The 16,406-nt window shown below is 66.8% G+C and carries 16 protein-coding genes; 5 read left to right on the top strand and 11 right to left on the bottom strand.

Translation table 11 applies throughout. The features are described 5' to 3' along the window. Positions 1-4: 4 nt before the first annotated feature. Positions 5-631 carry a TetR/AcrR family transcriptional regulator gene (locus QZ497_RS17995; RefSeq protein ID WP_295477438.1) on the bottom strand — a complete coding sequence of 209 codons (627 nt, stop codon included), beginning with the start codon at positions 629-631 and terminating at the stop codon, positions 5-7. 174 nt (positions 632-805) lie between these two features. Here QZ497_RS17995 and QZ497_RS17990 point away from each other — a divergent pair, with 174 nt between their 5' ends. The 3 genes from QZ497_RS17990 to QZ497_RS17980 all read left to right on the top strand — a co-directional run bounded on the left by QZ497_RS17990 (position 806) and on the right by QZ497_RS17980 (position 4,237). Next, positions 806-1,897, top strand: coding sequence for an MBL fold metallo-hydrolase (locus tag QZ497_RS17990; protein ID WP_295477436.1), 1,092 nt, complete (start codon positions 806-808; stop codon positions 1,895-1,897). Between the two features lie 94 nt (positions 1,898-1,991). Next, positions 1,992-3,224, top strand: a complete 1,233-nt coding sequence (locus QZ497_RS17985) for a cyanate transporter (RefSeq protein WP_295477434.1) — start codon at positions 1,992-1,994, stop codon at positions 3,222-3,224. Between the two features lie 80 nt (positions 3,225-3,304). Continuing rightward, positions 3,305-4,237, top strand: a complete 933-nt coding sequence (locus QZ497_RS17980) for a LysR family transcriptional regulator (RefSeq protein ID WP_295477432.1) — start codon at positions 3,305-3,307, stop codon at positions 4,235-4,237. A 123-nt stretch (positions 4,238-4,360) separates the two neighbouring features. On the opposite strand, the gene QZ497_RS17975 is transcribed toward QZ497_RS17980, so the two are convergent. The 3 genes from QZ497_RS17975 to QZ497_RS17965 form a co-directional block, all read right to left on the bottom strand. After that, positions 4,361-5,332 carry a biotin-dependent carboxyltransferase family protein gene (locus QZ497_RS17975; protein WP_295477430.1) on the bottom strand — a complete coding sequence of 324 codons (972 nt, stop codon included), beginning with the start codon at positions 5,330-5,332 and terminating at the stop codon, positions 4,361-4,363. Continuing rightward, on the bottom strand, positions 5,329-6,207 hold the full coding sequence (locus tag QZ497_RS17970; RefSeq protein WP_295477428.1) for an allophanate hydrolase subunit 1: 879 nt from the start codon (positions 6,205-6,207) through the stop codon (positions 5,329-5,331). Before QZ497_RS17970 ends, QZ497_RS17975 begins: the two co-directional genes overlap by 4 nt. Positions 6,208-6,357: 150 nt before the next feature. After that, positions 6,358-7,116: a 5-oxoprolinase subunit PxpA gene (locus QZ497_RS17965; protein ID WP_295477426.1), complete on the bottom strand. Its 759-nt coding sequence runs from the start codon at positions 7,114-7,116 to the stop codon at positions 6,358-6,360. 115 nt (positions 7,117-7,231) lie between these two features. Between QZ497_RS17965 and QZ497_RS17960 the strand changes: the two genes are divergently transcribed. Next, positions 7,232-8,149 (top strand): LysR family transcriptional regulator, encoded by a 918-nt coding sequence (locus QZ497_RS17960; protein WP_295477424.1) that lies wholly within the window; start codon positions 7,232-7,234, stop codon positions 8,147-8,149. Positions 8,150-8,160: 11 nt separating this feature from the next. On the opposite strand, the gene QZ497_RS17955 is transcribed toward QZ497_RS17960, so the two are convergent. Further along, the gene (locus QZ497_RS17955; protein ID WP_295477422.1) at positions 8,161-8,319 is read right to left on the bottom strand and encodes a hypothetical protein; all 159 of its coding nucleotides are present in this window, start codon (positions 8,317-8,319) and stop codon (positions 8,161-8,163) included. A gap of 66 nt (positions 8,320-8,385) precedes the next feature. After that, positions 8,386-9,255, bottom strand: coding sequence for a CAP domain-containing protein (locus QZ497_RS17950; protein WP_295477420.1), 870 nt, complete (start codon positions 9,253-9,255; stop codon positions 8,386-8,388). A 166-nt stretch (positions 9,256-9,421) separates the two neighbouring features. On the opposite strand from QZ497_RS17950, the gene QZ497_RS17945 reads away from it, so the two are divergent. Continuing rightward, positions 9,422-10,333 carry a LysR family transcriptional regulator gene (locus tag QZ497_RS17945; protein WP_295477418.1) on the top strand — a complete coding sequence of 304 codons (912 nt, stop codon included), beginning with the start codon at positions 9,422-9,424 and terminating at the stop codon, positions 10,331-10,333. A gap of 109 nt (positions 10,334-10,442) precedes the next feature. Here the strand turns inward: QZ497_RS17945 and QZ497_RS17940 are convergent, their stop codons facing one another. The 5 genes from QZ497_RS17940 to QZ497_RS17920 are packed head-to-tail and all read right to left on the bottom strand — an operon-like array spanning position 10,443 to position 16,406. Further along, positions 10,443-11,855: a lipid II flippase MurJ gene (locus QZ497_RS17940; protein WP_295477416.1), complete on the bottom strand. Its 1,413-nt coding sequence runs from the start codon at positions 11,853-11,855 to the stop codon at positions 10,443-10,445. 9 nt (positions 11,856-11,864) lie between these two features. Next, positions 11,865-12,686: an acyltransferase gene (locus QZ497_RS17935; RefSeq protein WP_295477415.1), complete on the bottom strand. Its 822-nt coding sequence runs from the start codon at positions 12,684-12,686 to the stop codon at positions 11,865-11,867. Continuing rightward, positions 12,683-14,098, bottom strand: coding sequence for an O-antigen ligase family protein (locus tag QZ497_RS17930; protein ID WP_295477413.1), 1,416 nt, complete (start codon positions 14,096-14,098; stop codon positions 12,683-12,685). Before QZ497_RS17930 ends, QZ497_RS17935 begins: the two co-directional genes overlap by 4 nt. Then, positions 14,098-15,198: a glycosyltransferase family 1 protein gene (locus QZ497_RS17925; protein WP_295477411.1), complete on the bottom strand. Its 1,101-nt coding sequence runs from the start codon at positions 15,196-15,198 to the stop codon at positions 14,098-14,100. The genes QZ497_RS17930 and QZ497_RS17925 overlap by 1 nt, the downstream gene beginning before the upstream one ends. Beyond that, the gene (locus tag QZ497_RS17920; protein ID WP_295477409.1) at positions 15,189-16,406 is read right to left on the bottom strand and encodes a glycosyltransferase family 4 protein; all 1,218 of its coding nucleotides are present in this window, start codon (positions 16,404-16,406) and stop codon (positions 15,189-15,191) included. Before QZ497_RS17920 ends, QZ497_RS17925 begins: the two co-directional genes overlap by 10 nt.

Below are 16,406 nucleotides of genomic sequence, written 5' to 3'. Positions count from 1 at the left end.
GGCTTCAGTGCGCTTGGGCGCCCGGCACTTCGTACCAGCCCAGGAACAGGTCCAGCGCCGACTCCACCACCTGGTGCTGCTTTTCGGCGCTCAGCAGCTCGGCATTGAGGGTCACCTGCGGCCAGAAGGCGAAGGATTTGAGCAGGGCGTGGATCTGTGTGGCGGCGAATTCCGGGTCCAGCGGCTTGAGGCGGCCGTCCTGCTGGGCGGCGCGAATCCACACGGTGAAGGCTTCTTCGCGTTCGTTGAGGCGGTTGACCCAGGTCTGCGCACGGTCTGGCGAATGGATGGTGGCGCCGAAGGCGACCCGCGCCAGGTCGAGGAAGTGCGGGTCGTTGAGAGTCGCCATCTTGCCCAGCAGCAGTTCGCGCAGTTGTTCACGCAGGCCGCGATCACTGTGGTAGGCGGCGTCCGGGGCAGGGGCGGCGCAGCTCCACAGGCGGCGCAGGATCTCGGCGAACAGCTCCTCCTTGCTGGGGAAATGGTTGTACACGGTACGCTTGGAGACTTCCGCGCGTGCCGCGATGCGGTCCATGCTGGTGACTTCGAACCCGCGGTCGCGAAACTCGGCGATGGCCGCCAGGACGATGGCTTCGCGTTTATGGTCGGTCAGGCGCATGGGGGTGGTCATAGGGTTCCGCTTCAAACGTGCGTTTAGAGAAAATTACACTCGGCAGTTTACTTGTCTCGAGTATTCCTGCAAGCTTAAAACTACACCGTGTAGTGTAATTGTCATGTTCGCAGTTCTCGACTGACAAACCTTGCACGCCAGACTTCTCCCTCTGCTTCCAGGAGTCAGCGCACCATGGCCAGGATCGACCACAACCCGCCTGCCTCAACCTTGCCCGTCTTGCCTCGCGAGAATGGCCGCTACCGCAATCACGCACCGATGCAGCCGCTGAGTCTGGCCCGGACCTTGCGGGTGTTCTGGGATCAGGTGTTCAACAAGCCGTCCGGCACTCGGCCCGCCGGGCGAATTCCGGTGCAGCCGCTGTCTCGCCAGCAACTGCTGGCCGCCCCGGACAATACCGTGTATCGCCTCGGCCACTCCACGGTATTGCTCAAGCTGCGCAACCGCTTCTGGCTGACCGACCCGGTGTTCGCCGAGCGCGCCTCGCCGGTGCAGTGGGCCGGCCCGGAGCGTTTTCACCAGCCACCGATCAGCCTGGCCGAGCTGCCACCGCTGGAAGCGGTGATCCTCTCGCACAACCATTACGACCATCTTGACCGCATGAGCATCCGCGCTCTGCAGGACAAGACCGCGCATTTCCTCGCGCCTCTGGGCGTGGGTGACACCCTGGTGGAATGGGGCGTACCGGCGCACAAGGTCCGCCAGCTGGACTGGTGGCAGTCCACCGAAGTGGCGGGCATCGAGTTCGTCGCCACGCCTTCGCAGCACTTCTCTGGCCGTACGCTGTGGGACGGCAACCGCAGCCTGTGGTGTTCCTGGAGCATTCTCGACGGTGAGCAGCGGATCTTCTTCAGCGGCGACAGCGGTTATTTCGACGGCTTCCGCCTGATCGGCGAACGCCTCGGGCCATTCGACCTGACGCTGATGGAAACCGGGGCCTACAACGTGGAGTGGCCGATGGTGCACATGCAGCCGGAGCAGACCCTGCAGGCGCATCAGGATCTGCGCGGACGCTGGCTGCTGCCGATCCACAACGGCACCTTCGATCTGTCGATGCACCCCTGGTACGAACCCTTCGAGCGCATCCTGGCCCTGGCCTGGGAGCAAAACGTCAAGGTCACCACGCCGGTAATGGGCCAGCCGTTCTACCTGGACTACCCGTGCCGAGGCGAGACCTGGTGGCAGGCAGTCGACCAGGCGCAGCCGAGCCCTACGGCAGAGGCCAGGCCCCAGTGCCGCTGCAGTGCCCGGCGGCAGAGCGCCTGATCCTAATTTCTCGATAGCCCGCCCCGTTTTCTGGTTTGCCCGCCCGACGCGGCGTTCGGCCTAATGGGCTCCTGGATTCAAGAGGAGATCTGTTATGCACGACATGCGCATGAGCCGGGCCCAGGGTGTGTGGCTGCTGGCCTGTGTAGTGGCCGTGGCCCTGAACCTGCGGCCGTCGATGGCGGCGGTGGGACCGTTGCTGGGGGCCATCCGTGAAGAGGTAGCGCTGGATTTCGCTCAGGCGTCGCTGTTGACCATGCTGCCGGTCATGGCCATGGGCCTGGCGATGTTTTTCGGCCTGCGCCTGGCCGCATGGTTGGGCCTGTACCGCAGCATCAGCCTGTCGCTGTGGGTGATCGGCCTGGCGACGTTGGCGCGGCTGTTCGCCGATTCGACCGCTGCACTGATCGTCACGGCGGTGGCGGCGGGGCTGGGGATCGCCATGATCCAGGCCCTGATGCCGGTGCTGATCAAGACCCGCTTTCGCGCCAACGTTGCGCTGTGCATGGGCCTGTATGTCACGGCAATCATGGGCGGCGCGGCGCTGGCCGCGTCCCTGGCGCCCACCGTACAGGGCCTGAGCGGCGACTGGCGTGCGGGGCTGGCGGTGTGGAGTGGTCTGGCGGTCTTCGCGCTGCTGCTCTGGGCCGGCCAGCGCGCCAGGGTGCAGAACGCTGCCCAGGCGGGGCCGGCTGGCCCGCGGCCGTCCTTCGTGCGGCTGCCGCGCGCCTGGCTGCTGGGGATCTTCTTCGGCCTGGGCACGGCGGCCTATACCTGCGTGCTGGCCTGGCTGGCCCCCTATTACGTGGAGCTGGGCTGGAGTGGCCAGCAGGCCGGGCTGCTGCTCGGCTACCTGACGCTGATGGAGGTGGTGTCCGGCCTGGTGACCCCGGCCCTGGCCAACCGCAGCCGTGACCGGCGCTGGGTGTTGGCGGCGCTGCTGGGCCTGATCCTCTGTGGTTTCGCCGGGCTGATCTTCGCGCCGCTGGCCTATAGCCTGGTGTGGGCCAGTCTGCTCGGCCTGGGCATCGGTGGGCTGTTCCCGATGAGCCTGATCGTGTCGATGGACCACCTGGACGATGGTGTGCAGGCCGGTGCGCTGACCGCCTTCGTGCAGGGCATCGGCTATCTGATCGCCAGCCTGTCGCCGCTGCTGGCCGGGCTGCTGCGCGACCAGTTGGGCAACTTCAGCGCCGCCTGGCTGGGGCTGGGGTTGCTGGTTGCCGCGATGCTGCTGATGGTCGTGCGCTTCGACCCGCACGGCTATGCCCGGCACATGCAAGCGCGCTCGACTGGCCCGGCCGTGGATACCGGTCGCACTGCCTGAGCCGGCTTTGGTGGTATCGTGCCTGCGCCAGGCCGTTCCGGGCCTGGCTGCCTGGCGGTCAGGACCGCCGAGACTCGACCATGCTGCACAGCAACATCCTGCGCAAACTGGACATGCAGGACCTCATGGTCTTCCTGTCGATTCACGAGCAGCGCAACCTCACCCTGGTCTCCGAAGCCCTGCACGTCAGCCAGTCCACGGTCAGCTATTGCCTGAAGAAACTGCGCAGCCAGTTCGGCGACGAACTGTTCATCAGCACGCGCAGCGGCATGCTGCCGACGCGCAAGGCGCAGGCGATGCACGGCCATGTGCAGCAGATCCTGCATCAGGTCAACCTGTGCCACGACCTGCCGTGCTTCGACCCCCGGGAAGCGGCGCAGACCTTCAACCTCTGTGCGCCCGAGTACTTCGAGCTGCTGGTGCTGCCGCACCTGATGCGCGCGTTCCGCGATGCCGGGCTGGCAGTGACTGTGAATGTCCACAAACTCGATCGCGAACTGCCCGGCGAGGCCTTGCTCGACGGCCGCTTCGACCTGGCGATGTGCTTCGGCCCCGGCTTTCATCGGCTGATGAGCGGGCTGTGCAGCCAGGTGCTGATGGAAGACGACCTGGTCTGCGTGATGGACCGCTGCAGCCTGCCGGCGCAGTCGCACATGGACATCCAGGCCTACGCCGCACGGCAGCATGTCTACCCTACGCCATGGACCTCGGACAGCAACATGATCGATGGCTGGCTGCGCCAGCACGGCCTGGAGCGGCAGATCGTCGCCCGCACCAACAGCTATCGCGCGGCACTGCAACTGCTGCAAGGCACTGACCAGGTGCTGGCCCTGCCGCGCCGGGTGTTGGCCTTGCTGGGCCAGGAAACCTGGCTCGGCAGCTGCGAACTGCCGACCGCCCTGCATGGCTTCAGCATGGACATGATCTGGAGCGAGCGGGCCGATCATGACGAGGCCAACGGCTGGTTGCGCGAGCAGATCGTGAAGATCTGCGCGGCTCAAGGGTTGTTATAGGGCAATACAGGTCAGTTAGACCGGGTGGGCGGCTTCAGCCGCGAAGCGACCGCCTGTTCACAACAGATGCACTGAGTTTCTTGGCGCTTTCGCGGCTAAAGCCGTTCCCACCGGCCACATGGCTCAGCCGAACAGCCTTTCCAGGCAGGCGATGCGTTTGTGGCGGGAGCGCCGCGCCTCCAGCGCCTGCTCCAGGGTCACCTTGACGAAGCGCGCCTGCTGGTTGGGCTGCATCTGCCCGACCAGGTCGAGGTCGGCGCTGATCACCGTGCCGATCATCGCGTAGCCGCCACCGGACACCGCGTCGCGGTGCAGGATGATCGGTTCCAGTCCGGCCGGTACCTGGATCGAGCCGATGGGGTAGCAGCTGTCGACGATGTTCGACGGATCGGAACCGGCGCCGAACGGTTGCTCGCGCGGCTCGAAGCCCAGCGCGTTGGCGCCCTTGAAGCGATAGCCGATGCGGTCGGCCTCGGAACCCACGGTCCAGGGGTCGGCAAAGAAGTCGCGCGCTGCCTCGGGCGTCAGGCGGTGGTAGTAAAGCCCCGGTACCACGCGCAGGGTCACTTCGCCACCCAGGCTCTGGCGCAAGGCCATGGGCAGGCTGTTGCCCGCCCGGCCCCGGCCAGGGTCTTCACCCAGCGGCAGGCGGTCGCCAGCGGCCAGGCGCCGGCCCTCGAAGCCACCCAGCGAACCGAGGGTATAGGTCGAGCGGCTGCCGAGCATCGGCGGTACAGCAATGCCGCCGGCCACGGCCAGATAGGCGCGGGCGCCGGCACGCGGGAAATCGAAGCTCAACACCTGGCCGGCCTTGACCGCGAATGCGGTGTCCGGGTGCATGTCCTGACCGTCGAGCCGCGGGGTCATCTGCGCGCCGCACACCGCAACCAGCGCGTCGCGCTCGAACTGCAGCTCCGGGCCGAGCAGGGTGCACTCCAGGGCGGCGCAGTTGGCCGGGTTGCCGACCAGTTGGTTGGCGGCACGCAGGGCGTACTGGTCGAGTGCACCAGAGGGCGGAATGCCCAGGTGGTAGTAGCCTTCGCGGCCCAGGTCCTGCACCGAGGTGGCCAGGCCGGGTTTGAGTACCTTGATCATGGCTGTTGCTCCAGCAACGAGGTCGGGTAGCCGGCCGGGTCGGCCAGGAAGGCGTCCAGGGAGAATTCCACCGGACGGATGCGCAGGTCGAAGCGTCCCGCCTCGACCTCGGCCAGCGCCTGATCGTAGGCCGCACGGTCGATGGGCTTGAACTGCACGATGTCGCCGGGGCGGAAGAACACCATGTGCTCCTTGAGGTAGGCGAGCTTCTGTTCGGGGTCGTAGATGGGCGCCGGGGTTACGCCGAACATCTGGTAGCCGCCAGCGCCGCGCACCGAATAAATGCAGCCGAAGCAGCCACCATGGCCCAGGGTCTGCCTGGGCGTGTCGGTACGCGGGCGCAGGTACTTGGGCACTTGCAGCTGGCGTTCGCGTTCGACCATCTGGAACATGAACGGCAGCCCTGCCACGAAGCCGACCATCGACACGAACCACGGCGCGCCGCTGTGCGCGTCGATGAAGGCCTGTACGTCGGCCAGGCCGTTGATACGGGCGGCGTACTCCAGGTCGGTGGAGTCCGGGTCCTGGTGACGGTCGCGAAAGCGCATCAGCGTCTCGTGGGTCCAGGGGTCGTTGTAGAGCACCGGAATCTCGATGATTCGCGTCTGCAGGGTACGCTGCGCCACGGCGCCGGCCTCGGCGCCTTTCACGGCGTCGAGCAGCGCCTGCGGGGCGATGCGGTCGGGGTCGAAACGGATCTGGAACGAGGCGTTGGCCAGGCACACGTCCAGCACGCCGTCGAGTTCCAGGCGCTCCACGGCGCGGGTGATCGCCATGCCCTTGAAGAAGGCTTGCAGCGACATGCTTTCGCTGACTTCGGCGAACAGATGCTCGTCGGCACCGAAGCTGTAGCGGATCGGTTGGTGCGTGCTCATGGGCGTGGGTCCTTGTGGCGTCCAGGGGCGCCGTACGAGGCGGTGATGATGGGGGAGGCGGCCATCTCTGTTCCTCTTCGAAGGCGGATGTAAAGGCAGGCAAGGACTGCATTCGGTCCCGGCATCGAGTGTGCCGGGTGCCGGCCGGTTTCAGTGCGGCGTGCGCACCTGGATGCCGGCGTCGTCGAGGATCTGGCGGATCGCCTCGGCAAGGTCCAGGGCCCCCGGTGTATCGCTGTGCAGGCAGATCGAGTCGAAGGTCACCGCCAGGTCGTCGCCTTCGACGGTACGCACCAGGCCTTCCTGGCAGGCCCGCAGTACCCGCGCGGCGACCACCGATGGGTCATAGGCACGCACGTTGCGGGTGAAGACGATGGAACCGCTGAGGTCGTATTCGCGGTCGGCATAGAACTCGCGCACCACCGGCTGGCCGAGTTCCTCGGCAACGTGGCAGATCACTGAGTCGGGCAGGCAGTACAGCAGCAATTGCGGGGCCAGCTGGCGCAGGGTCTGCACCAGCAGGCGCGCCGCCTCTTCGTCGCGGGCCAGGTGCATGAACAGCGCGCCATGGGGTTTGATGTGCTGCAGCTCGACACCCTGCACACGCGCCATTTCGCGCAGGGCCCCAAGCTGATAGATGATGTCGTCGACCAGCTCCTGGGCCGGTGCGTTGATGTGCCGGCGGCCGAAGCCGACCAGGTCGCGGAAACCAGGGTGGGCACCGATGCCGACGCCCAGGGCCTTGGCCCGTTCCACGGTGCGGCGCATGGTGCCGGGGTCTCCCGCATGGAACCCGGTGGCGATGTTTGCCGAGCTGATCAGCGCCATCAGCTCATGATCGACGCCATCGCCGATGGTCCAGGGGCCGAAGCTTTCGCCCATGTCCGAATTGAAATCCACTGCCTTCATGAGCCTGCTCCTGCTGCTTGTGAGTGCACGCCCAGCACGTTAGATTCCGCGTTACCCCCTTGGGAAGATTTATTAATCGAGGGGTTGTCATCTAAAAAACAGAAGGGGTGGTGCCATGTCACTGACCTTGCGCCAGGTGCGCTACTTCGTGGCCACGGCAGAAATAGGCCAGATTTCCCAGGCTGCCCTGCATTTGAATATTTCGCAGTCGGCGGTGACTACGGCGATCAAGGAGCTGGAGGGCCTGCTCGGCGTGCAGTTGTTCCAGCGCTCGGCACAAGGCATGAGCCTGACCGACGCCGGTCGGCATTTTCTCAACCGCGCCTACGTGATCCTGCGCAGTGTCGACGACGCACTCAACAGTCCGTTGCCGGCGGCACGGGCCGCCGGGACCCTGCGCCTGGCGGCCAGCTACACGGTGATCGGTTACTTTCTGCCGCATCATCTGCAGCGCCTGGCGCAATGGCACCCGCAGATCGATATCCATGTCTTCGAGCAGGAGCGCGAAGCCATCGAGCGCGGCTTACTGGAGGGGCACTTCGACATGGCCGTGGTGCTGACCGCCAACCTGACCCACCCGGATATCGTCTCCGAAACGCTGTTCAACTCCGAGCGTCGCCTGTGGCTGCCGGCCCATCACCGCTTGTATGAGCGCCCGGCGGTCAGCCTGGCCGATATTGCTGCAGAACCCTACATCCTGCTGACGGTCGATGAGGCCGCGCAAACGGCCATGCGCTACTGGAACCAGGCCGGGCAACAGCCCAACGTGCGGGTGCGTACCAGTTCGGTGGAGGCGGTGCGCAGCATGGTCGCCAACGGCAGTGGCGTGGCCATTCTCTCTGACCTGGTGCACCGCCCCTGGTCACTGGAGGGCAAGCGCATCGAAACCATGACCGTCAGCGACGGCGTGCCGCCGATGAGTGTCGGGCTGGCCTGGCACCGCGAGCGTGAGCCCAGCCCGGCGATGCAGGCCCTGCGTCATTACTTCCGCGACGTGCTGCAGTCGGCGGCGTCGGTCGGGCCGCGCCGCTGATCGTAACGAACTCAGCGCTGGCCGCCGTCCGGGCGGGTGCCGGGACGCGGCTGCTCGCCCTGGCGGTTGAGGTCCTTGTTGCGCTCGCCGACCTTGCCGGCCTGGTCCGGCTTGTGCTCGAGGTCGTCGCGCTGCGACTGGTCCTGCCGGGGTTGCTGCTGCTTGCTCATGATCGTTCTCCGTAAAGGCTTGGACCTGGCTTTGGGCAGCAGGGCAGGGGCAAGATTCCCGCGAATCTACTCGCCGCCGTTGCCGCTCGGCGCACCGAACATGGCGGTCCAGTAGATGCCCGCATCGCTTTTCGGGTCGGCGGCGTAGGCGGCGCCCAGTTCACGGTAGGCCGGCGACATCAGCGTCGCGCAGTGCCCGGGGCTGGCCAGCCAGCCATCGACCACCTTGCGCGCGTTGTCCTGCCCGGCGGCGATGTTCTCGCCGATCTGCTGGGCGAGGTAGCCGGCCAGTTCGGCGCGGTCGCCCGGGGTGTCGCCATTGCGCCCCTTGTGATCGAAGAAATTGTTGTTGGCCATCGCCCGGCTGTGACTTTCGGCGGCGCCGGCCAGGCTGGTGTTCCAGGTCAGCGGCTGGGCGGCTTCGAACGACTGTGTGCCACACTGGCGGGCCTGGCCACGCGCGGTGTTGATGAAGCTCAGCAGTGCCTGGCCTTCGCTTTGCCAGTCGCGTAGGCGCGAGGTCAGCAGCGGGCGGGCCAGGACGATGCGCCAGTCGCGGTTCTCGCGGCTGATGCCGATGTCGACGAACTGCGGGTCGAGCACCACCTGGCAGAAGCTCTCCTGAATGGCCTGCATCGCGGCGGCGGCATCCCGGGGCCCGGACAAGGTGATGGCCTGTACGGTGACCATCGGGTAGGACGCGCGGGTCATGGCCTGCTGCAGGTCGGTGGTGTTGCTCACTGGCATCAGCAGACGCGGATCGCTGGCCAGCGGCGGCAGCTCGGCCGAGGCCTGCCCGCCACACGGCTGGGCCTGGCTGCGGTAGCTGTTGATCGACTCCAGTAGGCGGGTTTCTTCACTGGCCATAGCCAGCGCGCTGAACGACAGGCCCAGGTACAACGCCGCAAGCGGCACTACTTTGGATATCAAGCGCATGACTGTCTCCATTCAGCGGAATGCACATGATGCGCGATTTGCGTGGTCGCGGCGACCACTACACGACGGCTCCGGCCGGCCCGGGCCGCTGTGCATGGCAAGAGGATGCTGTCTGTCGCCGCCGCGCTTCGCGTTATCATCGTGGCCTCTGACAACGGATGACGCCATGCAACTCCCGGACCTCAATCTTTTGATCGCCCTCGACGCCTTGCTCGACGAAGGCAGCGTGGTCGGCGCCGCGCGGCGCATGCACCTGAGCCCGGCAGCCATGAGCCGTACGCTGAGCCGTATTCGCGAGGCGCTGGGCGACCCCGTCCTGGTGCGCGCCGGCCGCAATCTGGTGCCTACACCGCGGGCGCTGGCGGTGCAGGCCCAGGTGCGCGAGCTGGTCGAGCAGGCGGCGCAGGTGTTCCAGGCCCGCGATACGGTGGACATGAGCACCCTGGAGCGCTGTTTCAACATACGCTCCAACGACGTGTTCTTCGGCTCGTTCGGTGCCCGGCTGATGGACGCCCTGCGCGAAGGCGCGCCCGGTTGCACGCTGCGCTTCGTGCCCGAGGGCGTGGATGACGACGATGCACTGCGTGAGGGGCGCATCGACCTGTACATTGCCTCGCGGCGCAATTTCGGTCCGGAGACCAAGGTGCAGAAGCTGTTCACTTCGCGCTTCTGCGGGCTGGCGCGCGAGGGGCACCCGATCTTTGCCGGGCCGATCACGCCTGAGCGGTTGGCGGCCTATGACCATGTCAGCGTGTCGCGCCGCGGCCGCGCGCGGGGCCCGATCGACACGGCCCTCGGCGCCCTGGGCCTGCAACGGCGGGTAGCGCTGATCACCCCGCACTTTCATTCGGCGATCTTTGGCGTGGCCGACTCTGACCTGCTGCTGCCCTTGCCAGAGCCGGTGATCTGGGGCTTGCAGGCCATGGGCTTGCGCATGCACGCCTTCGACCTGCCGCTGGAACTGGAACCGGTGGAGGTGATACAGGCCTGGCACCCGCGCTTCGACAACGACCCGGCGCATCGCTGGCTGCGCCAGACCCTCAAGCGCATCTGCTCGCAGCACCAGCGCACCGCCTAGACGGCGAGGGGGGCGCGGCTAGGCGCAGCTTCAGCCGCGCAAGGCTCACCAGGGCTTTCCCGGCCTACCGGTTGAACTCTTTACCGGGTAGGCGCGGCTTCAGCGAGGCTCAGGCGGCTGTTGCCCATGGCCTGAGCCAAAGCCCCAGGGCCATCAGCAGGCCCGATCCGTAGAGCGTGCTCAGGCCCAGTTGCCAGGGTACCGATTGCAGCGGGTGCAGCAGCAACGCTGCCAGGGCCATCGCCAGTGCCGCCAGCGGCCAGTGGCTGCGCCACGGCGCGACCTGGAGTAACCCCTGGCGGCGCAGCAGCAGCACGCCGGTCAGCAGTGCGCCACCCAGCGCCGCCAGAGCGATGCCGTTGACTCCCAGCCACCACGGCAACACCGCGAGCAGCACGGCATTGCCCAGGCTACCCAGCAGCTCGCAGTGCAGGGGCAGGCGCGTATCGCCATCGGCATAGGCATAGCGGGCCAGCAAGGCGTTCCAGGCATTGAACAGCAAGGGCGTGGCGAACCACGCCAGCAGGGCTGGCAACGGTCCCTGGTGGGTCTGTTGCGGCAGCAGCAGGACCACCAGCGCTCCGGCGGCGCCGATCAGCCCGGCCACTGCCGGCAGGGTCAGCAGGGTGGCGCTGGCCAGCCCGCGACGCAGCAGCGCCAGACGCGCCTGGCCGGCGCTGCCGCTCATCAGGCCCAGCAACACCTGGTTGAGGCTCATCAGCGCGATCAACGGCAGGTTGATCAGCTTGCGCGCCAGGTTGATCCAGGTCACCGCGCCTTCACCCAGCAGCGAGGCGATCATGCGTTCCAGCAGCGCCAAGCCCTGGCTGGCCAGGTTGCTGCCCAGCAGCGGGCCGATACGCTGCAGCAGTTCCCTGACGGCACCCGCTTCGGTGTCTCGGCGCCACGGTCGCCAGCCCAGGCGATACAGGCTGGGCAGCAACACCGCCGGCATCAGCAGGCTGCCCAGCAGGCAGGCCCCGGCGAGCATGTCCGGCGTGGCGGCCTGGCGCATCAGCGCCAGGTACAACACCGGCGGCAGATTGAACAGCAGCGAACCCAGACCGGCGAGCACGAAGCGTGCATGGGCCTGCAGTGGCACGCAGAGCAGCGCGTGCAGGACGAAGCCGGGTGCACACCAGGCCAGCCAGTGCAGGCTGCCGGCTGCCTGGGCGTAGCCTGCGGCGTCCAGGCCCGGGCCGACCAGGCGCACCCAGACGCTGGCGCCCAGCGCCAGCAGCAGGCTGAGCAGTAGCGCACCGAGCAGCAGGCGTGGAGTCAGCGCCGCCAGCCAGCGGCGTCGCTGCAGGTCGTCGCGCTGCTGATAGAGCGGCAGGGCGGCGGCACTGAGCAGGCCGCCGGCCAGCGACATGCGCAACGCCTCGGGCAGGAACATCGACACCAGAAAGGCATCGCTCTGCGCCCCGGCGCCCCAGGCGGCGACCAGCAGCCATTCGCGGGCAAAGCCTGCGGCCAGGCCGGTGAGGGTGGCCAGGGTCAGCCACAACGTCGAACCGAGCATGGGCTGGGGTCAGTGGAACAAGGTGAACAGGCCCTTGCCGCCCACCTTGTAGTTCAGGTTGCGCGCGCGCTCGCCTTTGACCTCGGCATTCGGGCCGCTGACGATGCTGTAGGGCGCCACCGGCTTGGACACCACGCTGGCGCCACCGACCACTGCGCCTTCGCCGATGTCGGCGCCGAACGACAGCAGTGCCCGGCTGCAGATCCAGGCGTAGTCACCGATGAACACCGGCCCGCCCACCGCCCAGAACTCCGGGGCCTGCAGGTCGTGGCCGCCGGCGATGATCAGCACATGCGAGGCGATGGTCACGTGGTCACCGATGATCAGGCCGCCGCGCGCATCGAGCTGGCAGTGCCAGCCCACCGTGGTGTCGTCGCCGATGCGCAGGCTGTCGACGCCCAGCACCTCGGTATTGCGCCACACCGTAGAGCCCTTGCCGATCTTCGCGCCGCCCAGGCGCAGCCAGGCCAGGCGCAGGTGGTGGCTGGGAATCTTGCAGATCAGCATGTTGTACAGCTGCTCCCAGACCCGCAGCATGCGGTCGCGCAGGGTTGGCCAGTTGATGCCGTAGAGCGGGATCAGCGCACCGCGGATCTCGCTGGCCAGCAGGCGGTAGAAGCGCCGCGCCAGTGGATGCTCGATGCGTGGCTCGATGTTCAGATAGCTGATGAACGACAGCGTCTTGTCCTTGATACGGGTTTCGAAGCACACATCGTTGGCCAGCATCCATTCATAGGCCTGCTCCAGCTCCTCCAGGCTGACGCCCATTTTCTCGGCGTATTCGGGCAGGGCCTGTCGCAGGTTGTGCGAGTGCATCAGGCGATGTTTCATGGCTGTTTTTCCTGTGCGGGTCTGGCAATGCCGGACTTGAATGACTGAATGGCCTGGATGTGCAGGCGCCGGTTCTCATGCAGGCTGATGCCGACGAGCAGCCAGAACAGCGCGGTCAGAACCGGGGTGAAGCTGAAGTAGTGGTCGAACAGGCCGCTGAACAGCGCGGTCAGCACGCCACAGGTGCTGCCCAGGGCGATGGCGTTTTCGGCGCTGAGCACGATGCTGCCCTTGGGCGGGCGTACCTGTTTCCACCAGCTCAGGGTCACCGCGATGAACAGCAGCATGCCCGGCAGGCCCATCTTGTAGACGAAGTTCAGCCACAGGTTGGAGATGCCGAATTCGGTGTAGTTGGGCACCGGTGGGTCGACCTTGAAGCCGATACCGAACGGAAAGCTGGCCACTGCCTCGGGAAAGTGACTGTATTCCAGGAAGCGGATCGCGGTACTGACGTCGTCATCGGAGAACAGCCCCATGATCCGCTCCTGCAGGGGCGGATAGAGCAGCAGCAGGCCCACCCCGGCGAAGGCGCCGGCCAGCAGCAGGCGACCCAGATGCGGTATGCGCCGCCGGGCCATCCACAGCATGATCGCCATCAGGCTGAGCAGCGCGCCGCGCGAGCCGGTCAGCAGCAGGCCGACGGTGCCCAGGCCGGCGACCGCCAGTGCCAGGCTACGCGGCGCGCCGCTGCGGGTCATGCCGAAGCAGAATGCCAGTGGCAGGATCATCGCCAGGGCGCCGCCAGCCACGTTGGGGTGCATCCAGGGTGAACCCATGCGGTCGGCCAGGGCCAGCAGGCTGCTGTTGAGCACGTCCACGCCGCTGTAGCCGAGCACCCCGAGGATCGGGATCATCGCCGGGGCCGAGCGCTCGACGAGGAACACCGGGATCGACAGCAGCAACAGGCCCAGGGTGCCGAGCATGATGGCGGTGACCGCCTGTTCCAGGGTCTTGCGCTCGTTCAGCAGACGCGGCACCAGAAACAGGATCGACAGGTTGAACAGCCAGCGCACCCAGTTGATCGGCCCGTTGCCTTCGGCCACCACCGAGACCTGCCCGACGATGAACGGAAAGGCGCTGAACAGCATCAGGGCCAGCAGCAGGCGCTCGGTGCGCATCATCGGTGGGCGTTTCGGCTGGTCGAAGAACATCGCCTGGAACAGGTAGCTGGCCCAGGTCAGCATGATCATCGCTTCGGAAACCGTGGTACGCACGCCGATCTGGATGGTCGAGTAAGGAATGAAGGTGCCCAGCACGCAGAACAGCAGCAAGCCCAGCGCCGGGCGACGTACCACGGTGACGATCGACGCCATGCCTGCCAGTACCAGCAGGACCATCGACACCGGTGTCAGCCAGATCAACAGGCCGAACAGCAGGGCACAGAACAGTCCGATGGGCAGGACGAAGGGCATCAGCGCAGCTCCTCCAGAGCGGCGTGCACGCGGCGTTCGAACTCGGGGCGGTCATAGCGCAGCGACCATTCCCGCAAGTGTTGCGGGTCTTCGGCGCTGGCCGTGGACAGCACACCCATCAGGCGGATCAGCGCGTCGCCATCGTACGGCGAGAAGCGCGGGCTGTCCGGTGGGGTAATTTCGTCCAGCGAGCTGCCAGTGGCCACGGCCACCGGGGTGCCGACGCGCAGGGCTTCGATCACCGGCAGGCCGAAGCCCTCGGCGCGCGAGGGCTGCCAGAGGCGTTCGGCCTGGCGATACACCGCGTGCAGTTCGGGGTCGCTCAGGCCGCGCCGCACATGCAGGCCATCGAGCTGGCGCTGGTTAGGGTGCAGCACCTCGTCACTGCCGACCAGCACCAGGGCGGGGATGTGCGGGTAGCGTCGGCGTGCGGTCTGCCAGGCGTCGACGAACCAGACCATGTTCTTGCGCGGTTCGCGGGTGCCTACGCACAACCAGTAGCGCTCCGGCAGGGCCAGGGCACTGATGTCGGCCGGCTCGCCGGCAAAGCTGTCGACCCGCACCGGCACCACGCGCAGCTTCGCCGCCGCCCAGGGAAACACCCGGGTCGTTTCGTCGGCGCTGTACTGCGAAGGCAGCCAGACCCGGTCGGCGACCTTCAGCGAATGCTCGATGGACAACCGGTCGGTGTAGCGGTACAGGTGTGCCTTCAGGCGCGAGCCGTGGTGGTTTTCCTGGGTCAGCTGGAACAGGTCATGCAACTGCAGCACGTACTTGAGCCCTTCGGGCTTGCGCCCCAGCGGCAGGCCCATGTTGATGTTGGCGACGTACAGTTCGATACCGGCATCGCGCAGCGCGCCGGGCAGGAACAGCCCTTCGAACTTCAGGCGCTCGGGCAGGCGATGCACCGAGGCCAGCGGTGCCGACCAGCGCGGAGCATGAATGCGCCGACGTATCGGGTGGCCTTCAGGGGCGACGCCGAACAGCTGCAGGCTGGCGCCGGGAAAGCTGCGTAGCGCATCTTCCAGGGCGAAATTCTGGCGGCCGATGCCGGTGAACGGATAACCGACGGCGGCACGGTAGTCGAGTCCTATGCGCATGGGCGCACTCCTGGGGTAGGGGGCGTGAGGCGGATGTAGGTGGCTTCCAGCTGTGCGGCAGAGACCGCCCAGTCGTGACGCGCGCGGGCATAGGCGCGAGCGGCCTCGCCGAGCCCTGCCAGGCGCAGTGGGGCGTCGATGTGGTCGGTGATCAGCCTGGCCAGCTCGGCGGCGTCTTCACTGCCCAGATAATGAACCTCGTGCTCTACGGCCAGGCCGGAAACACCTTGCGCGGTGGTCACCACCGGCAGGCCGGCGGCCATGGCTTCGAGAATCTTCAGTTTCGAACCGCCGCCCTGGCGCAGCGGGGCGAAGAACATCGTCGAGCGTCGCTGCAGGGCGCGCAGGTCGGGCACGTAGCCGAGCCACTCGATACGCGGGTCGGGCCAGCGCTCGCGCCAGGATTCGGGCATGGCGTAACCGGCGATGGTCAGGCGCACCTGCGGCTTTGCGGCCCAGACCTTGGGCATTATTTCGTCCAGCGCCCAGGCCACGGCATCGACGTTGGGGGCGTACTCATAGTTGCCGATGAACAGCAACTGCTGGCCTTCGCGGTCTGGCTGCACGCTGGCGTAGTAGTCGCAATCGACGCTATTGACCACGATCGACACCGGCTTGCCACTCAGGCGCGAGAGGGCCTTGGCGTCGCTTTCGGTGACCGAGATCAGCTCGCCGGCCTGACGAAACACCCGGGCCTCCCAGCGCCGATAGCGCCAGCGGTCGTACAGGGTAAAGGGGGCGAGCAAGGCGGGCAGCTTGTCGTAGCTGGCAGCGCCGAGCGCCGATTCGACGTTGTGCTCGGTGAGGATGAACGGTTTGCCGCTGGCGGCCAGGGCGCGTTCGAACGGCTGAAAGGCGTAGGTGTGCTGGATCTGGATGATGTCCCAGTGTTCCTTGAGCAGCTCGGCGAAGGTGCGCTCCAGCTCCGGGGCGTAGCCATTCACGCTGGCCAGCATCGGCGCCGGCGCGAAGGCCACGGCCAGCAGGGTGCGCAGGCTGCGCAGCGGCCGCCGGGGCAGGACGATCAGGCGTTCCAGCCAGGGCTCCAGGGCCTGGCGGCCCTTTTCATCGAGTTCGGTCTTGGACTGCACCAGCAGGGTGATGCGATGACCGCGCGCGGCCAGGTTACGCAAAAGGTGATATTCGCGGGTCTTGCCACCACTGGTGGTGGGCCAGGGCAGGTAGGGCAGGGTCCAGAGAATGCGCAT

It is taken from the genome of uncultured Pseudomonas sp., assembly GCF_913777995.1.
Taxonomy (GTDB): domain Bacteria; phylum Pseudomonadota; class Gammaproteobacteria; order Pseudomonadales; family Pseudomonadaceae; genus Aquipseudomonas.
Note: the sequence above shows the minus strand (reverse complement) of the source record. Positions and strands in the feature narration are given on the sequence as shown.

What these genes read in the sequence shown, in the direction of transcription:
- QZ497_RS17995 (WP_295477438.1), bottom strand. Translation starts at nt 631, where the DNA reads ATGACCACCCCCATGCGCCTGACCGACCATAAACGCGAAGCCATCGTC.
- QZ497_RS17990 (WP_295477436.1), top strand. Translation starts at nt 806, where the DNA reads ATGGCCAGGATCGACCACAACCCGCCTGCCTCAACCTTGCCCGTCTTG.
- QZ497_RS17985 (WP_295477434.1), top strand. Translation starts at nt 1,992, where the DNA reads ATGCACGACATGCGCATGAGCCGGGCCCAGGGTGTGTGGCTGCTGGCC.
- QZ497_RS17980 (WP_295477432.1), top strand. Translation starts at nt 3,305, where the DNA reads ATGCTGCACAGCAACATCCTGCGCAAACTGGACATGCAGGACCTCATG.
- QZ497_RS17975 (WP_295477430.1), bottom strand. Translation starts at nt 5,332, where the DNA reads ATGATCAAGGTACTCAAACCCGGCCTGGCCACCTCGGTGCAGGACCTG.
- QZ497_RS17970 (WP_295477428.1), bottom strand. Translation starts at nt 6,207, where the DNA reads ATGAGCACGCACCAACCGATCCGCTACAGCTTCGGTGCCGACGAGCAT.
- QZ497_RS17965 (WP_295477426.1), bottom strand. Translation starts at nt 7,116, where the DNA reads ATGAAGGCAGTGGATTTCAATTCGGACATGGGCGAAAGCTTCGGCCCC.
- QZ497_RS17960 (WP_295477424.1), top strand. Translation starts at nt 7,232, where the DNA reads ATGTCACTGACCTTGCGCCAGGTGCGCTACTTCGTGGCCACGGCAGAA.
- QZ497_RS17955 (WP_295477422.1), bottom strand. Translation starts at nt 8,319, where the DNA reads ATGAGCAAGCAGCAGCAACCCCGGCAGGACCAGTCGCAGCGCGACGAC.
- QZ497_RS17950 (WP_295477420.1), bottom strand. Translation starts at nt 9,255, where the DNA reads ATGCGCTTGATATCCAAAGTAGTGCCGCTTGCGGCGTTGTACCTGGGC.
- QZ497_RS17945 (WP_295477418.1), top strand. Translation starts at nt 9,422, where the DNA reads ATGCAACTCCCGGACCTCAATCTTTTGATCGCCCTCGACGCCTTGCTC.
- QZ497_RS17940 (WP_295477416.1), bottom strand. Translation starts at nt 11,855, where the DNA reads ATGCTCGGTTCGACGTTGTGGCTGACCCTGGCCACCCTCACCGGCCTG.
- QZ497_RS17935 (WP_295477415.1), bottom strand. Translation starts at nt 12,686, where the DNA reads ATGAAACATCGCCTGATGCACTCGCACAACCTGCGACAGGCCCTGCCC.
- QZ497_RS17930 (WP_295477413.1), bottom strand. Translation starts at nt 14,098, where the DNA reads ATGCCCTTCGTCCTGCCCATCGGACTGTTCTGTGCCCTGCTGTTCGGC.
- QZ497_RS17925 (WP_295477411.1), bottom strand. Translation starts at nt 15,198, where the DNA reads ATGCGCATAGGACTCGACTACCGTGCCGCCGTCGGTTATCCGTTCACC.
- QZ497_RS17920 (WP_295477409.1), bottom strand. Translation starts at nt 16,406, where the DNA reads ATGCGCATTCTCTGGACCCTGCCCTACCTGCCCTGGCCCACCACCAGT.